The sequence below is a fragment of the Chitinophaga sp. 22308 genome (assembly GCF_052045305.1).
Taxonomy (GTDB): Bacteria; Bacteroidota; Bacteroidia; order Chitinophagales; family Chitinophagaceae; genus Chitinophaga; species Chitinophaga varians_A.
Map to the genome: position 1 here is coordinate 973,766 of NZ_JBQEOP010000004.1, position 22,328 is coordinate 996,093.

The 22,328-nt window shown below is 49.4% G+C and carries 16 protein-coding genes; 10 read left to right on the forward strand and 6 right to left on the reverse strand.

From position 1 onward, the window contains the following. Window positions 1-16 precede the first annotated feature (16 nt). Window positions 17-1,033 (forward strand): beta-ketoacyl synthase chain length factor, encoded by a 1,017-nt coding sequence (locus ACTJJS_RS20035; RefSeq protein WP_440664994.1) that lies wholly within the window; start codon window positions 17-19, stop codon window positions 1,031-1,033. On the opposite strand, the gene ACTJJS_RS20040 is transcribed toward ACTJJS_RS20035, so the two are convergent. The 3 genes from ACTJJS_RS20040 to rpsT all read right to left on the reverse strand — a co-directional run bounded on the left by ACTJJS_RS20040 (window position 1,030) and on the right by rpsT (window position 4,420). Beyond that, window positions 1,030-2,172: a PDDEXK nuclease domain-containing protein gene (locus ACTJJS_RS20040; protein ID WP_440664995.1), complete on the reverse strand. Its 1,143-nt coding sequence runs from the start codon at window positions 2,170-2,172 to the stop codon at window positions 1,030-1,032. The genes ACTJJS_RS20035 and ACTJJS_RS20040 overlap by 4 nt on opposite strands. Before the next feature lie 174 nt (window positions 2,173-2,346). Further along, window positions 2,347-4,077: a M14 family metallopeptidase gene (locus tag ACTJJS_RS20045; RefSeq protein WP_440664996.1), complete on the reverse strand. Its 1,731-nt coding sequence runs from the start codon at window positions 4,075-4,077 to the stop codon at window positions 2,347-2,349. Window positions 4,078-4,165: 88 nt separating this feature from the next. Then, window positions 4,166-4,420 (reverse strand): 30S ribosomal protein S20, encoded by a 255-nt coding sequence (gene rpsT, locus ACTJJS_RS20050; protein WP_168810442.1) that lies wholly within the window; start codon window positions 4,418-4,420, stop codon window positions 4,166-4,168. Between the two features lie 253 nt (window positions 4,421-4,673). Here rpsT and ACTJJS_RS20055 point away from each other — a divergent pair, with 253 nt between their 5' ends. The 3 genes from ACTJJS_RS20055 (at window position 4,674) to ACTJJS_RS20065 (ending at window position 10,326) form a co-directional block, all read left to right on the forward strand. Beyond that, the gene (locus ACTJJS_RS20055) at window positions 4,674-7,430 is read left to right on the forward strand and encodes a 2-oxoglutarate dehydrogenase E1 component (protein WP_168869925.1); all 2,757 of its coding nucleotides are present in this window, start codon (window positions 4,674-4,676) and stop codon (window positions 7,428-7,430) included. Between the two features lie 102 nt (window positions 7,431-7,532). After that, the gene (gene odhB / locus ACTJJS_RS20060; protein WP_440664997.1) at window positions 7,533-9,098 is read left to right on the forward strand and encodes a 2-oxoglutarate dehydrogenase complex dihydrolipoyllysine-residue succinyltransferase; all 1,566 of its coding nucleotides are present in this window, start codon (window positions 7,533-7,535) and stop codon (window positions 9,096-9,098) included. Window positions 9,099-9,168: 70 nt separating this feature from the next. Then, complete coding sequence (locus tag ACTJJS_RS20065) at window positions 9,169-10,326, forward strand: Fmu (Sun) domain-containing protein (protein WP_440664998.1); 1,158 nt, start codon at window positions 9,169-9,171, stop codon at window positions 10,324-10,326. A gap of 54 nt (window positions 10,327-10,380) precedes the next feature. Here ACTJJS_RS20065 and ACTJJS_RS20070 read toward each other — a convergent pair whose 3' ends face one another. Beyond that, complete coding sequence (locus tag ACTJJS_RS20070; RefSeq protein ID WP_168869922.1) at window positions 10,381-10,923, reverse strand: GNAT family N-acetyltransferase; 543 nt, start codon at window positions 10,921-10,923, stop codon at window positions 10,381-10,383. A gap of 79 nt (window positions 10,924-11,002) precedes the next feature. Beyond that, window positions 11,003-12,115, reverse strand: coding sequence for a tRNA 2-thiouridine(34) synthase MnmA (gene mnmA, locus ACTJJS_RS20075; protein WP_168869921.1), 1,113 nt, complete (start codon window positions 12,113-12,115; stop codon window positions 11,003-11,005). Window positions 12,116-12,315: 200 nt separating this feature from the next. Between mnmA and ACTJJS_RS20080 the strand changes: the two genes are divergently transcribed. The 5 genes from ACTJJS_RS20080 to ACTJJS_RS20100 are packed head-to-tail and all read left to right on the forward strand — an operon-like array spanning window position 12,316 to window position 18,201. Beyond that, complete coding sequence (locus ACTJJS_RS20080; RefSeq protein WP_440664999.1) at window positions 12,316-13,809, forward strand: tagaturonate reductase; 1,494 nt, start codon at window positions 12,316-12,318, stop codon at window positions 13,807-13,809. Between the two features lie 10 nt (window positions 13,810-13,819). Next, on the forward strand, window positions 13,820-15,214 hold the full coding sequence (gene uxaC / locus ACTJJS_RS20085) for a glucuronate isomerase (RefSeq protein ID WP_440665000.1): 1,395 nt from the start codon (window positions 13,820-13,822) through the stop codon (window positions 15,212-15,214). Continuing rightward, window positions 15,215-16,213, forward strand: a complete 999-nt coding sequence (locus tag ACTJJS_RS20090) for a PfkB family carbohydrate kinase (RefSeq protein ID WP_440665001.1) — start codon at window positions 15,215-15,217, stop codon at window positions 16,211-16,213. It begins immediately after the preceding gene. Window positions 16,214-16,215: 2 nt separating this feature from the next. Beyond that, entirely contained in the window at window positions 16,216-16,878 is a 663-nt protein-coding gene (locus tag ACTJJS_RS20095; protein WP_168869917.1) for a bifunctional 4-hydroxy-2-oxoglutarate aldolase/2-dehydro-3-deoxy-phosphogluconate aldolase, read from the forward strand. 36 nt (window positions 16,879-16,914) lie between these two features. Continuing rightward, complete coding sequence (locus ACTJJS_RS20100; protein ID WP_168869916.1) at window positions 16,915-18,201, forward strand: MFS transporter; 1,287 nt, start codon at window positions 16,915-16,917, stop codon at window positions 18,199-18,201. Window positions 18,202-18,438: 237 nt separating this feature from the next. On the opposite strand, the gene ACTJJS_RS20105 is transcribed toward ACTJJS_RS20100, so the two are convergent. Then, window positions 18,439-20,085 (reverse strand): UxaA family hydrolase, encoded by a 1,647-nt coding sequence (locus ACTJJS_RS20105; protein WP_440665002.1) that lies wholly within the window; start codon window positions 20,083-20,085, stop codon window positions 18,439-18,441. Window positions 20,086-20,379: 294 nt separating this feature from the next. On the opposite strand from ACTJJS_RS20105, the gene ACTJJS_RS20110 reads away from it, so the two are divergent. Next, window positions 20,380-22,326: a heparinase II/III domain-containing protein gene (locus ACTJJS_RS20110; RefSeq protein ID WP_440665003.1), complete on the forward strand. Its 1,947-nt coding sequence runs from the start codon at window positions 20,380-20,382 to the stop codon at window positions 22,324-22,326. Window positions 22,327-22,328: the final 2 nt, after the last annotated feature.

The window sequence follows — 22,328 nt, forward strand, 5'->3', positions numbered from 1 at the left end:
GTGTTACATACAAGGAATGGCGGCTATTTCCCCGCAAGCTACTTTTGAGGGGGATATTCTTTCTGCGCCGCTGGTGCATACGGACAGTAACCTGCTTACCTGTATGGAGCCTGATTACAAACCGTTTATTCCGGCCAACAGCCTGCGCCGCATGACCCGGCTGCTGAAAATGGGATTGACCACCGCGCTGCAAAGCATCCGTGACAGCGGCGTGGAAGCTATCGGTCCTATTGTGACCGGCACCGGCAAAGGGAGTCTCCAGGACACTGAGAAATTCATCCGGGAGATAGAGCAGTACAAGGAAACTGCGCTGAACCCCACTCCCTTCATTCAATCGACGTATAATTCTGTCAATGGTCTCATTGCCCTCCAGGTAAAGGGGACCGCTTACAACAATACTTTTGTGCACCGTGGCTTTTCTTTTGAAAACGCGCTGCTTGACAGCATGATGCTGCTGGCAGAAGGTGCTCCCAATACCCTCACCGGCGCTTTGGAGGAAATGACCGCAGAGCATTTCTATATCAAAAGCCGTATCGGTTTCTGGAAATCGGCTCCTACAGACAGCCGTCAGCTTTATGATCAGCTGTCGCCCGGCAGCATCGGCGGAGAAGGCGCTACTTTCTTCGTACTAACGGGAACGCCTGCTCCAGACAGCAAAGCTGCCGTAACCGGCTTTAAGATGCTGTACAAACCCACAGTCGCTAAGGTAGCTGCCGGTTTGACGGAGTTCAAAGACGGCATTGACCTGGTATTGACCGGTCGTAATGGCGACAGCCGTTATGAACATTTCTACCAGCAGGCAGATGCCCTGTTTCCCGGCGTGCCTCAACTGCCTTTCAAACATCTTTGTGGCGAACATGACACAGCCGGTGCTTTTGGCATGTGGCTGGCCGCACAGATATTGCATACACAACAGGTCCCCACACAGTGGTTCCCTATGCTGAAGGAGCTGCCAGCTGTGGTAAACAGGGTGTTACTCTATAACCATTTTTATGGGGAGCAGCATACGGTGATTGTGCTGGAGCGGGTTTAATCGTCATATCTTCTCAATTCATCCGCAATAAATTTTTCGAGGCGTTCCTGCGTAGGTAGTTCGATACTGTATTTGGAGACAAACAAATCGATGTCTAATCCGGCAGTCGCATATTTTACCAGGGCAGCATCTTTGTCTGCTACCAAAAGAATACCTATGGGAGGGTTATCTCCCGGTTGCATCATTTCCGCTTTGTAATACTGAATATAAGTGTTTAGCTGGCCTACGTCGGCGTGTCTGAAGGTATCCAGTTTTAGCTCAACCAGAACATGGCATTTTAGTATACGATGGTAGAAAAGGAGGTCTATGAAAAAATATTCCCTTCCAATTAATATCTTCTTTTGTCGTCCTTCCAAACAGAAGCCATGACCCATTTCCATCAGAAACTCCTGCAGATGATCGAGTAGCCGTTGTTGAAGCGCCGTTTCTCCAACGGTCAGTCTATCAGCGATACCAAGGAATTCAAAGGAGTATTCGTTCTTGATAAAGTCGGCAGGTGTAATGGTTTGTGTGGTTTTTTGCTGAATGATGCGTGATAGTTTTTCAGGATCGTCGCTTAGTCCCATTCGTTCAAAATAGAAGGAATTGATTTGTCTTTTTAATTCCCTTACGCCCCAATTGCCCTTGATACACTCATGTTCATAGAATACCCGTTTTAATGGGTCCTCTAAAATGAGCAACGCTACAATATGGGTAAAGGACAGGTTGTTAATGAGCTTTTCGGGAGGTAGCTCTAGTAAGATAGAGTATGTATAGTTATTTTTTGTATTTGAATATATTTCATTCGACTTATAATCAATTAATTGTAATTGGTCAGTCACTGACTGACCAATTCGCATGGTGTTTTTTCTTAATTCATCTTTTGCTACTTCCCATATTTGAGGGTAATACAAATAAAACTGCCGGCATAGCTTCAAATTAGTCATGGATAGTTTTAAATCGGGCAGTTTTTGGGCAATCTCTGCTAGCAGCCGTTCACCGTACTTAGCCCTGTCTTCTCCTTTTTGTTCGTATTCAAAGATATAATGCCCGATTATCCAATTGCGAATAGTGAGCGCACGGTTAACTGCCTTCGCTGCTGTTTCTTGAAAGTGGCTGTGTGTCGTCTGAATAGAGGTTAACAATTGTTTGAATTTCATATTGAAATGATTTTAATAAAGTGGGGTAACAACCTGATTGGTATTGGTTAATAATATCAAGCTTTAAACGGAGTAAGCAACAATAAGTACTATTTCCATTTACATCTTTTGTTAAAAAGAAAAGGAGACCCGATATTATCGCGTCTCCTTTCTTTTTGGCAAATTTTATATCCGCTACAACACCCTGTACACCGGATACCGCATGTATTCCGGTTCTGCGTATGGTGAGTTTTTGTAGATGAAATTCAGTTGTGCGCTGGCGCTGTTGGCAAAAGCGGTGTCGGTCGCCTTTTTCTTGTCCAGTAACGTTTGTAGTTCCGGATGGGTCTTCAGGTATTCAGCGGCGGTATCTTCAAAGACGTAAGGGGAATAACCTTCTTTCTGGCCGAGGATAGCGTCAAAGAAATTCCAGGCGAAGAAAGAGTCGCCGCCGGTGGGCTCCAGTGTTTCCATTAGGAAGCGGTTGGCCGTTTGGTCCATGGGAATATAGTAGTCACCGCTGCGGAAGTGAATAGAATCTTTGGTGCTGGTGGCTTTGATGTCTGTATGGAGATAGTGTTTCTCAAATGGTTTTGGATATGTTTTGAAATCGCTGATATGGTACACTTCCACGTAGATGGTGGTGTCTTTGGGCAGCCGGCGCATTTGTACGCGGTTGTTTTTCAGCTGATCGATAACAGCCCACCAGCCCTGGGAAATGATATATGCCTGTGGTTTGTCCACATAGTTTTCTGCGTTGGCGTAGTTATAGAATTTTATCTGCTTTTCATAAGGTTTGCTGCGATCGTAGTAGAGGCGTGGCAGGCCGGAGATAGCGCTGGGCTTGTGACCGGAAGCAAAACCTTTAAAGGTGATGAGACTGTATTTGTTCATATCAAACTTCCACGACAGGGGAAAGCTCTTTTGTGTAACAACGCTTTGTTTGGCCTGGTCGCGCAGTTGTTTGATGGTGGCGCTGTTCTCACTGGTGAACTGTATAAAGGATTCCATCAGGGCGTAAGTAGCTTTTACGCGCTGTGGATAAGGTTTGAGCATATGTGTTTCCGGCACAAATCCGAAAGTATGGAAGAGGGTGGTATAGCCGGAGGAGTAACGGGGGAGGTCGGAGAATTCGACCCAGCCGCTGTCCGGTGTTTCGTCGAAGTGGTTCACGTAGGGAACGAGGTCGTACCCTTTTGTTTTCATCAGTTTATACAGGCCTGGTTCAAAGGCGTTGTGCATAAATTCACCCATAGGACCACCCAGTTTATTGTACTGGGTAGAGAGGAGGGTGATGATATGTTGATAGTCGGCGCCGTTGCTAACGTGGTTATCAATGAACACGTCAGGGTCGGTGAGGTGATATATTTCCTGGAATGTCCTGGCGTTTTTGGAGTCAGTTTTAATGAAATCGCGGTTTAAGTCGAGATTTTGGGCATTTCCGCGGGAGCCGAAGGCGTCGGGACCGTTTTGATCGACCCTGTAATTGGGCGAACGGTTGAGTGCGCCACCGATATTATATACAGGGATGACTGCGAGGACGATGTTGTCCGGCAGTTTGGTTTTACCCTGAGCGATATCGCGGAGGAGCATCATGGAGGCGTCTATGCCGTCGGGTTCGCCGGGATGTATGCCGTTATTGATCAGCAATACCCGTTTATTCTTACGGTGGAGGCTGTTAAAGTCAAAATCTTTCGTAGGGGAGCAGATGACCAGGTGCAGGGGGAATCCGGCGTCTGTGGCGCCGACGGTGAACATTTTCAGCAGTTGCGGATAGCGGGTGGTCAGTTGCCGGTAATATTGGATCACTTCGGGATAGGTGGCTGTTTCGCGGCCGTCTGTTTTTTCATAGCGGGTGATAAACTGCTGGGCCCGGGTAGTGGCGAATGTCAGCATAAGCACTATGATAGTGAATAGCTTTCTCATAAGAAGAAAATATATATGAAGGCGATAGGAAAAACAAAAAGCCCTTCCTTTGGTAAGGAAGAGCTGTAAATATTTGTTACTGAAAGGACTAAGCCAGGGTAGCTATTTTCTTAGCGAGCTTGCTTTTCAGATTTGCAGCTTTGTTTTTGTGGATAACGTTACGTTTAGCCAGCTTGTCAATCATAGATGCCACATCAGATAATTCTTTCTCAGCTTGCGCTTTGTCAGTTATCGCCTTCAGGTCACGGATGGCATTACGAGTAGTTTTACCGTAGTAACGGTTACGCTCATTACGCTTTCTGCTTTGACGTACGTCTTTTTTCGTTGCTTTATGATTTGCCATTTTTCAAATTTCAAGTTTCGGACGGCAAAGGTAAGGATATTCCAAATACCAAACAAACAAAAAACAAGTTTTCCGTCCGGCGATCAAAGTTAGGCATTAAACCATATTTACAATCAACCTAAATCATATGATATTTTCTCATTTTTTCCATCCTCTGTATTAAAAAACGTGCGATATTTGCAATCCCATATATTAATATATCGGGCACCAACAGAAAAGTATTTGAACTGAAGATCAGCAAAACTCGTTGTAAATGAAGGACTTCTCATTTGTCACTAACTCACATCCTGCTTACATTGAATCGTTATACCAGGATTTCCTCAAAGATCCCAATTCTGTAGACCCTGATTGGGTGAAATTTTTTGAAGGATTTGATTTTGCGGTTTCCAACGCAAATGGTAAAGCGTCAGGTGCGGCTCCGGCAGCAGGCGGCGGCTCCGTGCCGGTGAGTGGTGATCAACAGGCCAAGGAACTGGGCGTATACCGCCTTATCCAGGCATACCGCAAAAAGGGCCATCTCATTGCTAAAACCAACCCTATCCGCGAAAGAAAAGACAGAAGGGCCAATCTCGATCTGGCCAGCTATGGACTGGGAGATGCTGATCTCAAAACCCGGTTCTATGCAGGTATCGTGGTTGGACTGAAAGACGCCACACTGGAAGAGATTGTGGCGCATATGAAAAAGATTTACGCAGGCTCTGTTGGTATTCAGTATACCTATATCAATGACCGCGATAAATCCAAATGGCTGGAAAAAGAATTTGAGGCCATTATGACGCAACCGCTGTCTCTGGAGCAACGCCGCAGGGTGTTACAGAAACTGAACCAGGGCGTTATTTTTGAAAAATTCCTGCACACCAAATATATCGGTCAGAAACGTTTTGGCCTGGAAGGTGGTGAATCCACTATTCCGGCACTGGACGCGATGATCAACGTGGCTGCTGAATACGGCGTAAAAGAATCCGTGATCGGTATGGCACACCGTGGCCGTTTGAACGTACTGGCCAATATCCTGGGTAAGACCTACGAGCAGATCTTCAACGAATTTGAAGGCCTGGCCGTTCCAGACATGACCATGGGCAGTGGCGACGTGAAATATCACCTCGGCTTCCGTTCACAGGTAAGTACGCCTTCCGGTAACACGGTGAACCTGCAGCTGATGCCTAACCCGTCTCACCTGGAAGTGGTAGACCCGATCGTGATCGGTTTCTCCCGCAGCAAGGCTGACGTGATCTACGACAGTGACTATGACAAGATATTGCCTATCCTGATCCATGGCGACGCCGCCGTGGCTGGTCAGGGCATTGTATACGAAGTGGAGCAGATGAGCAAACTGAAGGGTTACTCCACTGGTGGTACCATTCACTTTGTGATCAACAACCAGATCGGTTTCACTACTGATTTTGATGACGCCCGCTCTTCCGATTACTGTACCAGCGTTGCTTCTATCGTGCAGGCGCCGGTATTCCACGTAAATGGCGATGACACCGAAGCCGTGGTGAAAGTAGCCCAGCTGGCTGCCCGCTACCGTCAGGAGTTTAATGAGGACATCTACATCGACATGGTTTGCTACCGCAAACATGGCCACAATGAAGGTGATGAGCCTAAATTCACCCAACCCAGCCTGTATGCGCTGATCGACAAACATCCGAATCCGCGTGAAGTATATACCCAGTACCTGCTCAACAACGGCGAACCCGATGCGCAGGCGCTGGCCAAAGAAATGGAGACAGCCTTCTGGGGCGACCTGCAGGCCCGTCTGGATGAAGTAAAACAACATCCGCTGCCTTATTCCAACCAGAAGCCGGAAGAATGGTGGCAGGCGCTGCGCAAAGCGACCCCGCAGGATTTCGAAAGCTCTCCGGTGACCGCTATTAAAGAAGAGGACTTCAAACGCCTGTTTGACGCCCTGATGAAATGGCCGGAGAACTTCGTGCCACTGCGTAAAGTGAGCAAACTGTTACAGGACAAAATCAAACTGTACCAGGAAGAAGGCAAAGTTGACTGGGCTACCGGTGAACTGTTGGCTTATGCCAGCCTGCTGATTGAAGGCAAAGACGTACGCATGAGCGGAGAAGACGTGAAACGCGGTACTTTCTCCCACCGTCATGCTGTACTGTTTGATGAAAATACCAACGAAACGTATAACCGTTTAAGTAATCTGGCCGAAAAACAAGGCAAGTTCAGAATATACAACTCCCTGTTGAGCGAATACGGTGTGCTGGGCTTTGAATATGGTTATGCCATGGCCAACCCTAACGCCCTGGTACTCTGGGAAGCGCAGTACGGCGACTTCGTAAACGGCGCGCAGACTGTTATTGACCAGTATATCAGCAGTGCTGAACAGAAATGGACAACGCAGAATGGCCTGGTAATGTTGCTGCCTCATGGTTATGAAGGCGGTGGCCCGGACCACTCCAACGCCCGTCCGGAGCGTTTCCTGCAGACCTGTGCAGAAGAGAACATGGTGATCACCAACATCACTACTGCTGCCAACTTCTTCCATGCGCTGCGTCGTCAGTTGACCTGGCAGTTCCGCAAACCATTGATCAACTTCTCACCGAAAGCCAATCTGCGCCATACCGGTGCTTATTCCACTATGGAAGAGTTCACCCAGGGCGGGTTTAAAGAAGTACTGGACGATCCGTTCGTTACAGATGCTTCCGTGGTGAAAAAAGTGTTGCTCTGTACCGGTAAAATGTATTTTGACCTGAGCGACAAACAGATGAAGGAAGACCGTAAAGATGTGGCCATTGTAAGACTGGAACAGTTGTACCCGCTGCCTGTAAAACAGCTGGAAGCGATTGCGCAGAAATACAAAGGCGCTACTTTCTTCTGGGTACAGGAAGAGCCGCTGAACATGGGCGCTGCAGCTTACCTGCAGATGAACCTGAAGCAGATCAACTATGGTGTTATCAGCCGTAATCCAAGTGCGTCTACCGCTACCGGTTATGCGAAAGTGCATGCCCGTGAGCAGCAGCAGATCATCGATACAGCTTTTAACATCTAACTAAAACAGCAAACAATAAACAGAAACGAGTGTTCAGCTGTTAGCCTTTAGCGACGAAGATCGTCAGCAGCTAAACACTGGTTCACCATCAACTGATAAAATATGGTTATCGAAATCAAAGTCCCTACGGTAGGAGAATCTATTAGCGAGGTAACAATTGCAAAGTGGTTGAAAAAAGACGGAGATTATGTGCAGCAGGACGAAGTGTTGTGTGAAATGGAATCAGAGAAGGCCACCTTTGAACTGAATGCAGAGAAAGCAGGTATCCTGAAAATCGCAGCACAGGAAGGAGCCACGCTGAAGATTGGTGATGTGGCTTGCACTATTGATACCGCTGCGGCAGCGCCTGCCCAGGACGCCGCTCCTGCGCCGGTAGCACCGGTTGCAGCCGCCGCTCCGGCAGCAGCAGCTGAAGCGCCTGCAGCACCGGCGGTGAACAAAGGGGTCATTGAAATGAAAGTGCCTACAGTAGGTGAGTCAATCAGCGAAGTAACGCTGGTAAAGTGGACCAAAAAAGAAGGCGACTATGTAGAAAGAGATGAAGTGCTGTGTGAACTGGAATCAGAGAAAGCCACTTTTGAGCTGAACGCCGAAGAAGCCGGTGTACTGAGCCTGGTAGCCAAAGAAGGAGATACTTTAAAAATAGGCGATGTAGCCTGTAAAATAGATACCAGCGCAGCGCGTCCTGCCGGTAAAGCCGCACCCGCCGCTGCGCCGGCCGCTCAGCCAGCTAAAGCTGCCGCCCCACAGGCCCAGCAGGCCCCGGTGACCAGCATCCCGAATGATATCCGCACTACGCCGGTAGCGGCCGCAGTGATTGCCGATAAACAAGTAGACCCGGCTACCATCAAAGGTTCCGGCGCTCACGGCAAAATCATGAAAGATGATGTGTATGCCGCCCTGCAGAACCCGGGCGTAGCCATCGGCCAGGAAATGTTCTCCCGCAACGAACGTCGCGAGAAAATGAGCAACCTGCGTAAAACCGTTTCCCGCCGCCTGGTAGAAGCCAAAAACACCACCGCTATGCTGACTACCTTTAACGAGGTAGACATGACCAACATCATGGCGCTGCGTGCCAAATACAAAGACATCTTCAAAAAACAGCACGAGGTGAACCTGGGCTTTATGAGCTTCTTCACCAAAGCCTGCTGCTTTGCATTACAGGAGTTCCCTTCCGTAAATGCCTATATCGATGGCGAAGAGCTGGTATACCACGATTACTGTGATGTTTCCATCGCAGTGTCCGCGCCTAAAGGCCTGGTAGTGCCGGTGATCCGCAACGCTGAAAGCCTGGACATGGCCGGTATCGAAAAAGCCGTGCTGGAACTGGCTACCAAAGCGCGTGAGAACAAACTGACCATCCCTGAAATGACCGGTGGTACTTTCACCATCACCAACGGCGGCGTATTCGGTTCCCTGATGAGCACACCGATCATCAACATCCCGCAATCCGCTATCCTGGGCATGCACAAAATCCAGGACCGCCCGATGGCGGTTAACGGTCAGGTAGTGATCCGTCCGATGATGTACATCGCGCTGAGCTATGACCACCGTATCATCGACGGCCGTGAGTCAGTGAGCTTCCTCGTAAGAGTGAAAGAAATGCTGGAAAATCCTGAACAACTGCTGTTCGGTAAAGATCCGCTGAAAGCGCTGCTGAAACTCTAATAATAGCTTTTTAAAAATATAGCGGGGCGAAGAGCAATCTTCGCCCCGTTTTTTTAGGATACCTTTGTATATGACCCGTTGGGAGAATTATGTAGCCTCTGCTACCAAAATTATTGGCGCCTATCAGGGCAGCCTGCCATTACATCATTTCCTGAAAGCTTTTTTCAAGGAACACCCTTACATGGGCAGCCGCGACCGGCGCTGGATTTCACAGCTGGTATATCACTATTACCGTTTAGGTGACTGGGGCCGGGAACTGAGCACAGCAGAACGTTTGATCGCAGGCACTTTCCTGTGCGAAACTGCTTCTACAGACCTGCTGAAAGCACTCAGGCCCGAATGGGATGAAAAGGTAACTTTGCCACTGGCAGATAAAGCCGCATTGCTGGACTTACCGGTACCGGCTACACGTATTTTTCCTTTCCTGGACGAACTGTCCCCCGCTATTGACGCGGAAGCTTTCGGGATGTCGTTTTTGCAACAGCCGCGGCTGTTTATCCGTGTGCGGAACGGCCGTATGGACAAGGTATTGAAGCTGCTGCAGGAAGCTGCCGTGCCCTATGAAGTTTTTGAAAACAACGCTACTGTGGCCTTGCCTAATGGTACTAAAGTAGAAACGCTGCTGACCGAGAAAAGCTGGTACGAAGTACAGGACGCTTCCAGTCAGCAGACCGGCACTTTATTCCATCCGGCGCCTAACCAGCGTTGGTGGGACTGCTGCGCCGCCAGCGGCGGTAAATCCATCTTGCTGAAAGACCAGCAGCCCAATGTACAATTGCTGGTCAGCGATGTGCGGCGTTCCATTCTCGAAAACCTGCAGCAACGTTTTACTGCCGCCGGTATCAAAAACTATGAAGCGCGCGTGGCTGACCTCACCGCCGATCGTTTCCCTGAAACAATGGGGCAGCAGCGGTTCGACGGTATCATCCTCGATGCGCCGTGCAGCGGTTCCGGCACCTGGGGACGTACACCGGAAAGCGTCAGCTTCTTCAAACGCGAAGAGATCACCCAATACCAGCAGTTACAAAAACGTATAGCCCATAACGTTATACCGTTCCTGAAAAAGGGCGGTTCATTGATTTATATTACCTGTTCCGTGTTCCGGCAGGAGAATGAAGAAGTGGTGAAATATATTGAGGAGACCAGCGAACTGCGGAAGCAGGAGGGTGGCGTAATTGCCGGATATGGCAAGGGTGCGGACACGATGTTTGCGGTAAGGTTTTCTTAAATGGTTGACAAAAAATTTATTGTTAAAAAATTTGACAATAAATTTTTTGTCAACCTACTCTCTCACTAAAGCCCACATATTAATATCAAACAATCTCCCTTCCCATTCCATCCATTTTTTGAGTGTGCCTTCCTGGTGGAAGCCGTTTTTTATCAGTACTCTTTCGGAGGAAACATTGGCGGGCATTACTTCCGCTTCGATGCGGCTGAGCTCCAGTTCACGGAAGCCGTAGCGTACCAGTTCCAGGATGGCTTCTGTCATGTATCCCTGGCCCCAGTAGGCATGTGCGAGGGCGTAGACGATCACGCCGCGGTGCAGTTGTGGAAAGCTGTTGAAGCCGATGGTGCCGATGAGTTTTGACTGTCCCTGAAGGGTGATGCCCCATCTGATGCCCAGCTGGTCTTTGTAGCGGTGATAGAAATAGGAAATGACCCTTTCCGCGTCCAGTTCTGTTTTCAAGGGCATGACGTGGTAGTATTGCGTAACCAGGGGATCGCTGAAGAGTTCCAGCAGATCGGCGGCATGCCAGGGCTGCAGCTCTACAAGGTCCAGGCGTGAGGTGTACAGTTGTGGAAATACGTTGGGTAACGGATGCATACAATTAGATGGTTGTCTTTCTAAAATACAAAAAAAGGGCGGGATGGTTCCCGCCCTTGTATGTTTATTGTGTATAAGATTATTGGTGCAATGAAATCGGTCCGCGCTGGATGATGCCACCACCGATTACGTCGTCGCCTTCATAGAAGACGGCTGATTGTCCGGGTGCGATACCTTTTACGTGTTCAAAGAAGTTGACTTTCACTTTACCGTCTTCATTGTGCAGGACGCTCAGAGCGCCTGGATCTTTGTAGCGGATTTTAGTGATGGCTTCCATGCCTTCAGGGATAGTTTCATACTTGCCCATGTTGAGGCCGCTCACGAACATTTCATTTTTCTGCAGTTCGTCTTCGTTACCGAGTACGATAGTATTTGTTTCCGGGATGATTTCCGTTACGAATACCGGGCGTCCGAGGGCAATATCGAGGCCCTTCCGTTGTCCGATGGTGTAGAAGGGATAACCTTTATGTTTACCCACGATGGTGCCATCAGCCAGCACAAAGTTGCCGCCGTTGACTCTTTCTTCCAGTCCTTCTACTTTCCGTTTGAGGAACCCGCGATAGTCGTTGTCGGGCACGAAGCAGATCTCATAGCTTTCTGCTTTTTTGGCCAGTTCGGGGTAACCGAAGTCGAAGGCCATCTGCCTGATTTCCGTTTTCCGGTACTTCCCGAGGGGGAGGATGGTGCGGGCGAGCACATCCTGTTGGATGCCCCACAATACGTAGCTCTGATCTTTTGTTTCGTCGATTCCTTTGCTGATAACCATGCGGCCGTTGTCGTGGCGCCGGATCTGACCGTAGTGTCCGGTGGCAATAAAATCACAGTCCATGGCATCGGCCCGTTTCATGAGGGCGCGCCATTTGATATGTGTATTGCACAGTACGCACGGATTAGGGGTGCGACCGGCAATATATTCGTCTACGAAGTTATTGATGACAAAGTCCCCGAATTCATCGCGGATATCCAGCACGAAGTGCGGAAATCCGTGATGCACCGCGGCAGCGCGGGCATCATTGAACGAGTCGAGGTTACAGCAGCCGGTTTCCTTCTTACTGGAACCGGCAGAAGCATAATCCCAGGTTTTCATGGTGATACCCACCACTTCATAGCCCTGCTCATGCAACATCAGCGCTGTAACGGTACTGTCGATACCGCCGCTCATGGCCACCAGCACTTTACCATGCTTGCTCATTTTTTATAGTTTAAGGATGCAAAATTACTGATTTTCCGGGCAACCGCCTATTGATAGAATTAATGCGCCCATTGAGGCTGCTTATGGGCTTGATAGCATTTTACCCAGTTTTGGCTAATATTTGTCCACACACTATAATTTGTAATAGCAAGATTATATATTTATTGGATTAAGTATCTATTTAGCCTAATTTAGAAGAGATGCTACACATATTAAACAAAGAGTATATATTAAATCAGACAAATTCCGGCGTTGATGAAAAAATCTTTCATTTCCCGGAAAAGATATTACAGTTTGGTACCGGCGTATTACTACGTGGGTTGGTAGATTACCTGGTGGACCAGGGCAACCGCAGCGGCTGCTATGAAGGCCGTGTTGTGGTCGTGAAATCCACGGATGGCGATACCAGCGAATTCTCCAGCCAGGACAACCTCTACACCACGCATATCAAAGGTATTGCGCAGGGAGAACTGGTTGACCAGGTGCTGATCAATTCTTCTATTAGCCGGGTTTTGCAATCGAATGCAGATTGGGGTGAAGTGTTGGCGGCAGTACGGCAGCCGGGCTTACAAACCATCATCTCCAACACCACGGAAGTGGGCATACAATATGTCCCGGAGAAAATCGGGGACAGCGCCCCGTCATCTTTTCCGGGCAAACTGCTGGCAGTGCTGAAAGCGCGGTACGAATACTTCCGTGGCAGCAGCAATACAGGCTTTGTCATAGTACCTACTGAACTGGTCGTGGACAATGGACGTTTATTAAAAGAAATCGTATTAAAGCTGGCGGCTTATAACGATATGCCGGCTGCTTTTGTGCAATGGATTGAAACAGAGAACCAATTCTGTAACTCGCTGGTGGACAGGATTGTGCCAGGCAAACCCCGCAACCTGGCAGAACAGGAGGAGAAAGCTGGCTATACCGATAAACTGTGGATCGAAGTAGAACCTTTCCTGCTATGGGCAATTGAAGGAGACGCCCACGTACAGTCAGTACTGGGTTTCCATCAGGCAGACGAACGGATGCTGATCACTCCCAGCATCGTGCCTTTCCGGGAACAGAAGTTGCGCCTGCTCAATGGCAGTCACACCGCGGCGGTGCCACTGGCATACCTTTCTGGCCTCAACACTGTATATGAATGCATGCAGGACGACTATATGCGTCATTTCTTCCAGGAAGTAGTGTTGCGGGAGATATTGCCTACCATCGAACAAACCTGTCCGCAGGCGGCCAGCTTTGCACAGGACGTGCTGGACCGTTTCGCGAACCCGTTCATTGCACATAAGCTCATCAGCATCACCTTCCAGGAAAGCTCGAAGATGAATGCGCGCAACGTACGCACCCTGACCCGGTATTTTGATCAGTTTAAGACGCTGCCTGAATTCATGTGCCTCGGTTTTGCCGCGATGCTGTTGTTCCTGAAGCCAGTCCGTGTGGAAGACGGTAAGTACTTTGGTAAACGGGGCGACGAAGAGTACCAGATCACCGATGATAACATCGCCATTTTTGCCGCACATTGGGAAGCATATTCTTCTCCATTGCAACTGGCAGAAAGCGTATGTGCCGATGAAAGGCTCTGGGGGCCTGATCTGGCTACTATTCCGCAGTTTGCCGAAACAGTAGCGGGTTACCTCGAAGCACTGATGGCCAATGGTGTGAAACACTTTATGCAACTCCAGCAACAAAAAAATTAATCATTAGTATATGAAGGGATTTCTGACGGAAGATTTTTTATTGCAAACAGAAACGGCTAAACGATTATATTTTGATTATGCGCAATCAATGCCGGTGATTGATTATCACAATCATCTGCCTCCTGACGAAATTGCGCAGAACAAGGTCTTCAAAAACATGACCGACATATGGCTGCGCGGCGATCACTACAAGTGGCGCGCCATGCGGGCCAACGGTGTGGCGGAGACGTACATCACCGGCAGTGCGGACGACTTTACCAAATTCCGTCACTGGGCAGCTACCACGCCCTATACCATGCGTAATCCGCTGTACCACTGGTCGCATATGGAGCTGAAAAATCCTTTCGGCATCACCGATCTGTTGAGCGAAGCCACTGCCGAAAAGGTATGGGAAGCCGGTAATGCCAGGCTGCCACAGCTTTCCACGCAGCAGTTGCTGCAACATTTTAAAGTGGAAGTAGTATGCACCACCGATGACCCCACAGATTCACTGGAACATCATAAAGCCTTGGCCAACAGGCCTTTCGGCACCCGTGTGCTGCCTACCTTCCGGCCCGATAAAGCGATGGCAGTAGACAGTCCGGCAGCATTCAATGCCTTTGTGGATAAACTGGCGGAGGTCACCAACCACGAGATCCGTTCCTATCAGGACCTGGTAGCGGCGCTGCAACAGCGTCATACCTATTTTCATGAAGCAGGCGGCCGGTTAAGCGACCATGGCATCACCACTTTCAGTTTTGCTCCGTATACACAGAAAGAGCTGGACACTATTTTCCTCAATGCCCGCGACCATCAGGCTGCCACTCCCTATGAGAGTGAGCAGTTTAAAACCGCTATGCTGCTGCAAATCTGTGAATGGAACCACGAGCGGGGCTGGGCGCAGCAATTCCATGCAGGGGCTATCCGTAACAACAATTCCCGGTTACTGCAGCAGTTAGGCGCAGACGCCGGTGTGGACTCCATCGGTGACTGGAGCATGGCCTCCGCCATGAGCGCCTTCTTCGACGCACTGGATAAGAAAAACAAACTGGCAAAGACTGTTGTCTATAATCTCAATCCCGCCTGGAATGAAGTGTTTGCCACCATGGCCGGCAACTTCCAGGATGGTACCGTTCCAGGCAAGATCCAGTTCGGGTCCGGCTGGTGGTTCCTCGACCAGAAAGACGGGATGGAGAAACAAATCAATACCCTGAGCAATATGGGGCTGCTGAGCCGTTTTGTAGGTATGCTGACAGATTCCAGGAGTTTCCTATCTTTTCCCCGTCATGAATATTTTCGTCGTATTTTGTGCAATCTCATTGGTCGTGATGTGGAAAACGGTGAACTCCCCAACGACATTCCATGGTTAGGGAAAATGGTCCAGGATATTTGTTACTACAACGCAAAAGCATATTTTGATTTTTAGATGAAAGCTGTAAAAGTTATCACTTTCGGGGAGCTGTTGCTGCGCCTGTCACCCGACCTGGGCAACAACAGTTCCGCTATTTTTGTCGGTGGCGCAGAAGCTAACGTGGCCGCCGCATTGGGATGTTGGGGCACGCCGGTGGCCTATATCAGCAAGGTGCCGGAAAACGGTTTTTCCCGGGAAGTGCTGCGTCAGCTGAACCACAGGGGCATTGCTACCGACCGTATGTTATGGGGAGGCGACCGTATCGGTATTTATTATCTCGCACAGGGCAGTGACCTGAAACATGCAGAGGTGGTATATGACCGTAAATATTCTTCTTTCAGCCAGATAGTGCCTGGAACAGTTAACTGGGACGAACTGCTGGGCGATGCCGAATGGTTTCACTGGAGCGCTATCAGTCCCGCGTTGAACCCGGACGCGGCGGTTATCTGTAAAGAGGTGCTGGAAGCCGCCACCCGTAAGGGAATGACTATATCCACCGATCTTAACTACCGCAGCAAATTATGGCAATACGGAAAGCAGCCGCATGAAGTGATGCCTGAGCTGGTAGCTTATTGTGACGTAGTGATGGGGAATATCTGGGCTGCTCATACCATGCTGGACACCGCACTGGACACCGCAGCGCTGGAAGCAGATACCAAAGCGGCATACCTGGCGCAGGCACAGCAGGTAGCAGAAGAGATAACGGGAAAGTATACACGTTGTAAAAGAGTGGCTTTTACTTTCCGGTTCAGTAAGGACGCCACGCATGCGCAGTATTACACTTTCTATTACCATAACGGGCAGATTAGTATTTCAAGGGAATATGAAACGCGGGAAGTAGTGGACCGTGTGGGCAGCGGGGATTGTTTTATGGCGGGACTTATCCATGCCCAGCTGGAAGGAAGGGATGATCAGGGTATTATTTCCTATGCCGCCGCCGCCGCTTATTCCAAGTTTTTTGTAAAAGGAGATTTTAACACGACCTCTTACGAGGACATTATAAAACTGATGTAATTATGGCACCACGCCCGGAAACCATTATTGCTGCATTTGAGCAGAGCGGTATTATTCCAGTATTTTATCATGACGATGCCGATGTGTGTTGTGAAGTACTGCAGGCTTGTTATGACGGAGGCCTCCGCGTATTTGAATTTACCAGCAGGGGAGCGCAGGCGCAGCAGAATTTCTCCCGGTTGCTGGAGCTGAAGCGGGCTAAGATGCCTGATTTGTACCTGGGTATCGGCACCATCAAAGATGCCGCCGCCGCCGCCGCCTATACGCAGCTGGGCGCTGATTTCATAGTATGCCCCGTCACCGATCCGGAAACCGGCGCTTACTGCCGTTCACAGCAGGTCCTGTGGATACCGGGCTGTATGACGCCTACCGAAATTTCCGTGGCGGAAAAAAATGAGGCGAAGCTGGTGAAACTGTTTCCCGGCAACGTGTTGGGCCCGGCTTATGTAAAAGCTATCAAGCCGCTGTTCCCGAATCTGAAATTTATGCCTACCGGTGGTGTGGAGCCTACCCGTGTGAGTATGGACGCCTGGTTTGATGCCGGTGTTGTTTGTGTGGGCATGGGCAGCAATTTGCTTGCTAAATCCCTGATTGACAGTCGTGATTGGGCATCGCTGAAAGAGAAAATAGTGCAAACGTTTGCATTTCTCAGTGACAAGGCGTAAATTAAAGCCAACTTATAAATTTCCAAATCAGCCGTAATGAATTCCACAACTTTAGGTAACTATCGCTGGCGTGTGTGCGCACTTCTCTTTGTAGCTACCACGATTAACTATATTGACAGGCAGGTGCTGGGTTTACTGAAAAGTGACCTTTCCAGTGAATTCAACTGGACTGAACAGGATTATAGCAACCTGGTCATGATCTTCTCTGCGGCCTATTCCGTTGGTTTATTGTTTTTTGGGCGATTGGTAGATAAAATGGGGTCCAAAAACGGATACAGCATTTCTATCATCGTGTGGAGCCTTTCTGCCATGGCGCATTCGCTGGTACGCTCCACCATGGGTTTTGGTATAGTACGTTCTATCCTGGGCGTGAGTGAAGCGGGCAATTTCCCGGCGGCGATCAAAGCTACTGCGGAATGGTTTCCCAAAAAAGAAAGGGCCCTTGCTACCGGTATCTTTAACAGCGGATCTAATATTGCCGCAGTGGTAGGACCGGTGATGGTATACTGGCTGGCCCGTAACCATGGCTGGCGCCATGCTTTCTTCTGGACCGGTGCCATTGGTTTCATCTGGCTGGTATTATGGTGGATTTATTATGAAGTGCCTGCCCGTCAGAAAAGAGTAGGCAAAGCGGAATTCGATCATATTCATTCTGACCAGGAAGTGGAAGAAGCAGCACCGCAACCGGTGAAATGGGGAAGATTGTTGGGCATCAGGCAAACCTGGGCTTTTGTGTTTGGCAAACTGCTCACCGACCCGGTATGGTGGTTTTTCCTTTTCTGGCTGCCAGGATACCTGGAATCTATCTTTCACGTTAACCTGAAAGCCAATCTGGGGCTGCCTATTATCATCATCTATTCGGTGACCAGCTTCGGCAGCATCGGTGGCGGATGGTTATCATCTCACCTGATAAAAAGCGGATGGCCTATTTTTAAAGCCCGTAAGGTATCGATGCTCATATTCGCATTGTGTGTGGCACCGATCGTATTGATACAGTATATCAACAATGTATGGCTGGCGATAGCGCTTATCAGTCTTGCTACCGCAGCCCACCAGGCCTGGTCTGCCACCATCTTCACCACCGCTTCAGACATGTTCCCTAAACGTGCTGTAAGCTCTGTGGTAGGCATCGGCGGTATGGCCGGCTCTATCGGCGGTACGCTGTTCCCCATCGTAATAGGCGCTATGCTGGAGCATTATAAAGTGCTGGGCAATATCGGCATCGGCTACAACATCCTTTTTGTGATGTGTGGCGTGGCTTATTTGCTGGCATGGACAGTGATGCATTTCTTTGCCCCGAAAATGGAACAGGTGAAGCTATAAATGCCTGGAGTCCCAGGGCTGAAGCCCTGGGCTACGATTTGTTGGTGCTTTTGATGAATAGAGATGAAGTGAGAATGGTGAGCTCGTTTTTACACAACTAAACTCCAATAAAAAAGGAAGGCCGTCTGAAAGATTCAGACGGCCTTTTTTATGATGACATTCTCAGAAATAAGTGCATTAGTAAAGTCAGCCTTTGCTGATTGGTCTAAACGTAGCCCAGGGCTTCAGCCCTGGGAACTATAACGAAACGCCTCTTTTCCACGGAATGAAGTCATCCTGGTTCAGTTGTTCGGCTTTGGTATGTATTTCGCCGCTGGCCGCTTTGATGACGTAATCGAGGATCTGTTCGCCCATTTCGGCGATGCTGTGTTCTCCGCTGATGATAGTGCCGGTATTGATATCGATGATATCTTTCATGCGGGTGGCCAGTTTGGTGTTGGTGGCCAGTTTCACCACGGGAGCGATCGGGTTGCCGGTAGGCGTGCCGAGGCCGGTGGTAAACAGTACGATGTTGGCGCCGGAGCCTACTTCCGCAGAGGTGGACTCTACGTCGTTGCCCGGTGTGCATAACAGGTTCAGGCCTGGTTTGGTAACGTATTCCGTATAGTCGAGCACGTCAGTCACCGGAGAGGTGCCGCCTTTTTTAGCAGCGCCGGCAGATTTGATCGCGTCAGTGATAAGGCCGTCTTTGATATTGCCCGGGGACGGGTTCATATAAAAACCGGAACCCACTGACTGGGCCTGGTTTTCATAAGCGCGCATGATCCGGATGAACTTATCAGAAATTTCTTCTGTGACGCAACGGTTGATCAGTTCCTGTTCCACGCCGCAGAGTTCCGGGAACTCAGAGAGGATGGAAGTACCGCCCAATGCAACCAACAGATCGGAGGTATGACCTACTGCGGGGTTGGCAGAGATACCGGAGAAACCGTCGGAGCCGCCGCATTCCAGGCCTATGACCAGTTTGGACAGCGGGCTGGGTTGGCGCGACTGTTTGTTCGCTTCAATCAGTGCCAGGAAGGTATCCTTGATGGCGGCTGACAGCATGGCGAATTCAGAAGCGCTTTTTTGTTGTTCATACACCAGTACGGGTTTATTGAACTGAGGATTCAGTTTTTTCAGGGCTTCCTGGAGAATAGACACCTGTGCATGCTGACAGCCCAGGCTGAGGATGGTTGCCCCCGCCACGTTGGAGTGGTGGATGTAGCCGGCCAGCAGGGCGCATAATGCGTCCGAATCCTGACGGGTACCGCCGCAACCACCTTCATGGGTGAGAAACTTGATACCGTCGATATTGGGAAATATAACATTACGTTTATCCGTTGCCGTTATATTGCCTGCTTCGTATTGTTTTACCGCTTCTATGTTGCCGCTTTTATAGAGGGTAACGAGGTCCTGCACCTGTTCATTGTAAACCTCTGCCGGCGCAAATCCTAACCCTTTTTCAAAAGCTGTTTTAATCACGCTCACATTCCTGTTTTCACAGAATACCAGTGGAATAACGAGCCAGTAGTTGCGGGTGCCCACCTGTCCGTCTTCGCGCTGGTAGCCCATGAACGTGGCATTTTTCCATTTGCTGATATCGGGCGCCTGCCACTGCATGGCGCCGTCTTTTTCGTGGAAGGCATTGGCATCGTGTACGACATTATCTGTAGTGATGCTTTCCCCTTTTTTCAGCGGACGGGTGGATTTTCCTACCAGTACACCGTACATGGTAATAGGCGCATTGCCGTCAATATCGTTGATCAGGAATTTATGTTTCGCAGAGATATTTTGCTGAAGCTGTATGTCTTGGCCGTTAAATGATATATTGGTACCGGCGGGGATATCTTGGAGGGCCACCAGCACATTATCATTCGGATGAATTTGTAAGTAAGTGTTCATAAAAGCTAAAGTAGTAAATAACGTTACCGGCTGTTAATACTATAATATTAATCCTTGATAAGATTTTGACTATTTGCCTGACACGCTGTAACGTTTGATGGTAGCAAGTTACGAATGATTTATCATTTCCCGCGGGCCTGTTGAACCTTAAAAAATTACCTGTTTTACACTGATGTTTTTTAATCATAACCTGATATGTTTTTGATGGCATACCAGCTTGTCCTGTTGTGATCATCCTGTGATCTGATGGAAAACATGCAGCATATTTTATATCTTACCCGAAATAATTGTTGTATGCGCATTTCACTGTTGTTGATCTTAGTATGTTGTAGTTTTCAGCTGTTTGCCCAGCCGGCGCCAAGGGACTACCTGTATACCGCCTGGAAAGCGGCGGATGGCAGTTCCGCCTTCAGCAATATGAGCTGGCGGGAGAACCAGCGCAATCACATTCTGGAAGTGATACAACAACTACCGGCAGTGACCCGCGAGCGCATGCTGGCGGATGCTGATAAGGCGATGAGCTTCACCTGGCCCGCCTTACCGGCATCTTTGTACCTGGAATACCGCGACAACGGGAACCGGGTCAATTTCGAAAATGCGCAGTTCGAGCGGCGCAAGGTATTGTCAGTGCTGGTGGCGGGTGAACTAGCCGGCGGCAATGGAAAGTACATCCCACAGATCGCAAATGGCTTGTGGGCTATCCTCGAGGAAAGCACCTGGGTATTGCCGGCACATATCGGGGCCCAGAAAGCCGGCAACGGCCTGGCAGATCCTGCTGAACAGATCATTGACCTCTTTGCCGGGGAAACGGCGGCCACCATCAGCTGGGCGCAGTTCCTGATGGACAGAAAGCTGGATAAGTATTCGCCTATGATCAGCAAACGGATCGACTATGAGCTGAACCGGCGTATTGTTGTCCCGTTCCTGGAGCGGACTGATTTCTGGTGGATGGGCTTTAATGGCAAACCGATGAACAACTGGAATATCTGGATCAATACCAATATTCTGCAGACAGCCCTGCTTGCTGTAAACGAGAGGAATACACGTAATAAAGTGATAGAGAAGGCTATTCGCAGCGCTGATTTTTTCCTGAACGGATATCCCGAAGATGGTGGCTGTGATGAAGGCCCCAGTTATTGGGGACATGCCGGCGGCAAACTGATAGAGTTTGTGAACTGGATGCGTTGGGCTTCCGCCGGCAAGGCGGACCTCAGTAAAAATGAACTCATACATCGTATCGGCGCCTATATCTACAAGATGCATATCGACAGCAGCCGGTTTGTGAACTTCGCTGACGCCTCCGCCAGCACCATCCCGCCGCCACATACCGTATTCCTGTATGGCGAAATTTTCAAAGACCAGCAGATGAAGGAGTTTGCTGCCTATCTGTACCGGCTGGCCAATCCGGATACCAACCGCATCAAAACCAATTCCCTGCTGACATTTATATATGATCTGGAAGGACGTAAGTCTTTTCTGAGCACCACGCCGGCCGCACCTTTTACCGGTATAAACTGGTTGCCCGACTTGCAGGTGCTGTCTCTTCGCTCCGTGCAGGGCAGCTCACGGGGACTGTTTTTTGCTGCTAAAGGCGGCCATAACGCCGAAAGCCATAACCATAACGATATCGGTAATTTTGTGCTGTATATGGACGGCCAGCCTGCCATCATAGACGTTGGCGTGGGCACTTATACCAAACAGACTTTCAGCAAAGACCGGTACCAGTTGTGGTATATGCAATCACAATGGCATAACTGTCCAACGGTGAATGGTGTGCAACAACAGGATGGACGCAGGTTTCAGGCGAAGGAGGTATCTTTCTCAGACAAAGGCAGCACGAAGATATTGGATATGGACATTGCCGCAGCCTATCCTGAATCGGCCATGGTAAAGAGTTTGAAGCGTACTTTCACTTTTACGCCGGCAGATTCCCGGTTGAAGCTGACCGAGGCCTATGAGCTGCAATCCTGGAAAGCGCCTTACCAGCTCCATTTTATAACCTGTCTGCCTCCGGATACCAAAACACCGGGAAAGGTATTGTTGACAGAAGACTTTGCCACCATGGAAATCGCGTATGATGTTTTCCGTTTTGAAGCCGTGGCGGAGCGACAGGCCGTCGATGATGATGGCCGGTTGTCGCCGGTGTGGGGCAACGCCGTGTACCGCATCACGCTCAAAGCCAAAGGACAGGCGTTAAAAGATAAATACAGTGTTGATTTTGCTATCAAACGCCGGCACTAGCC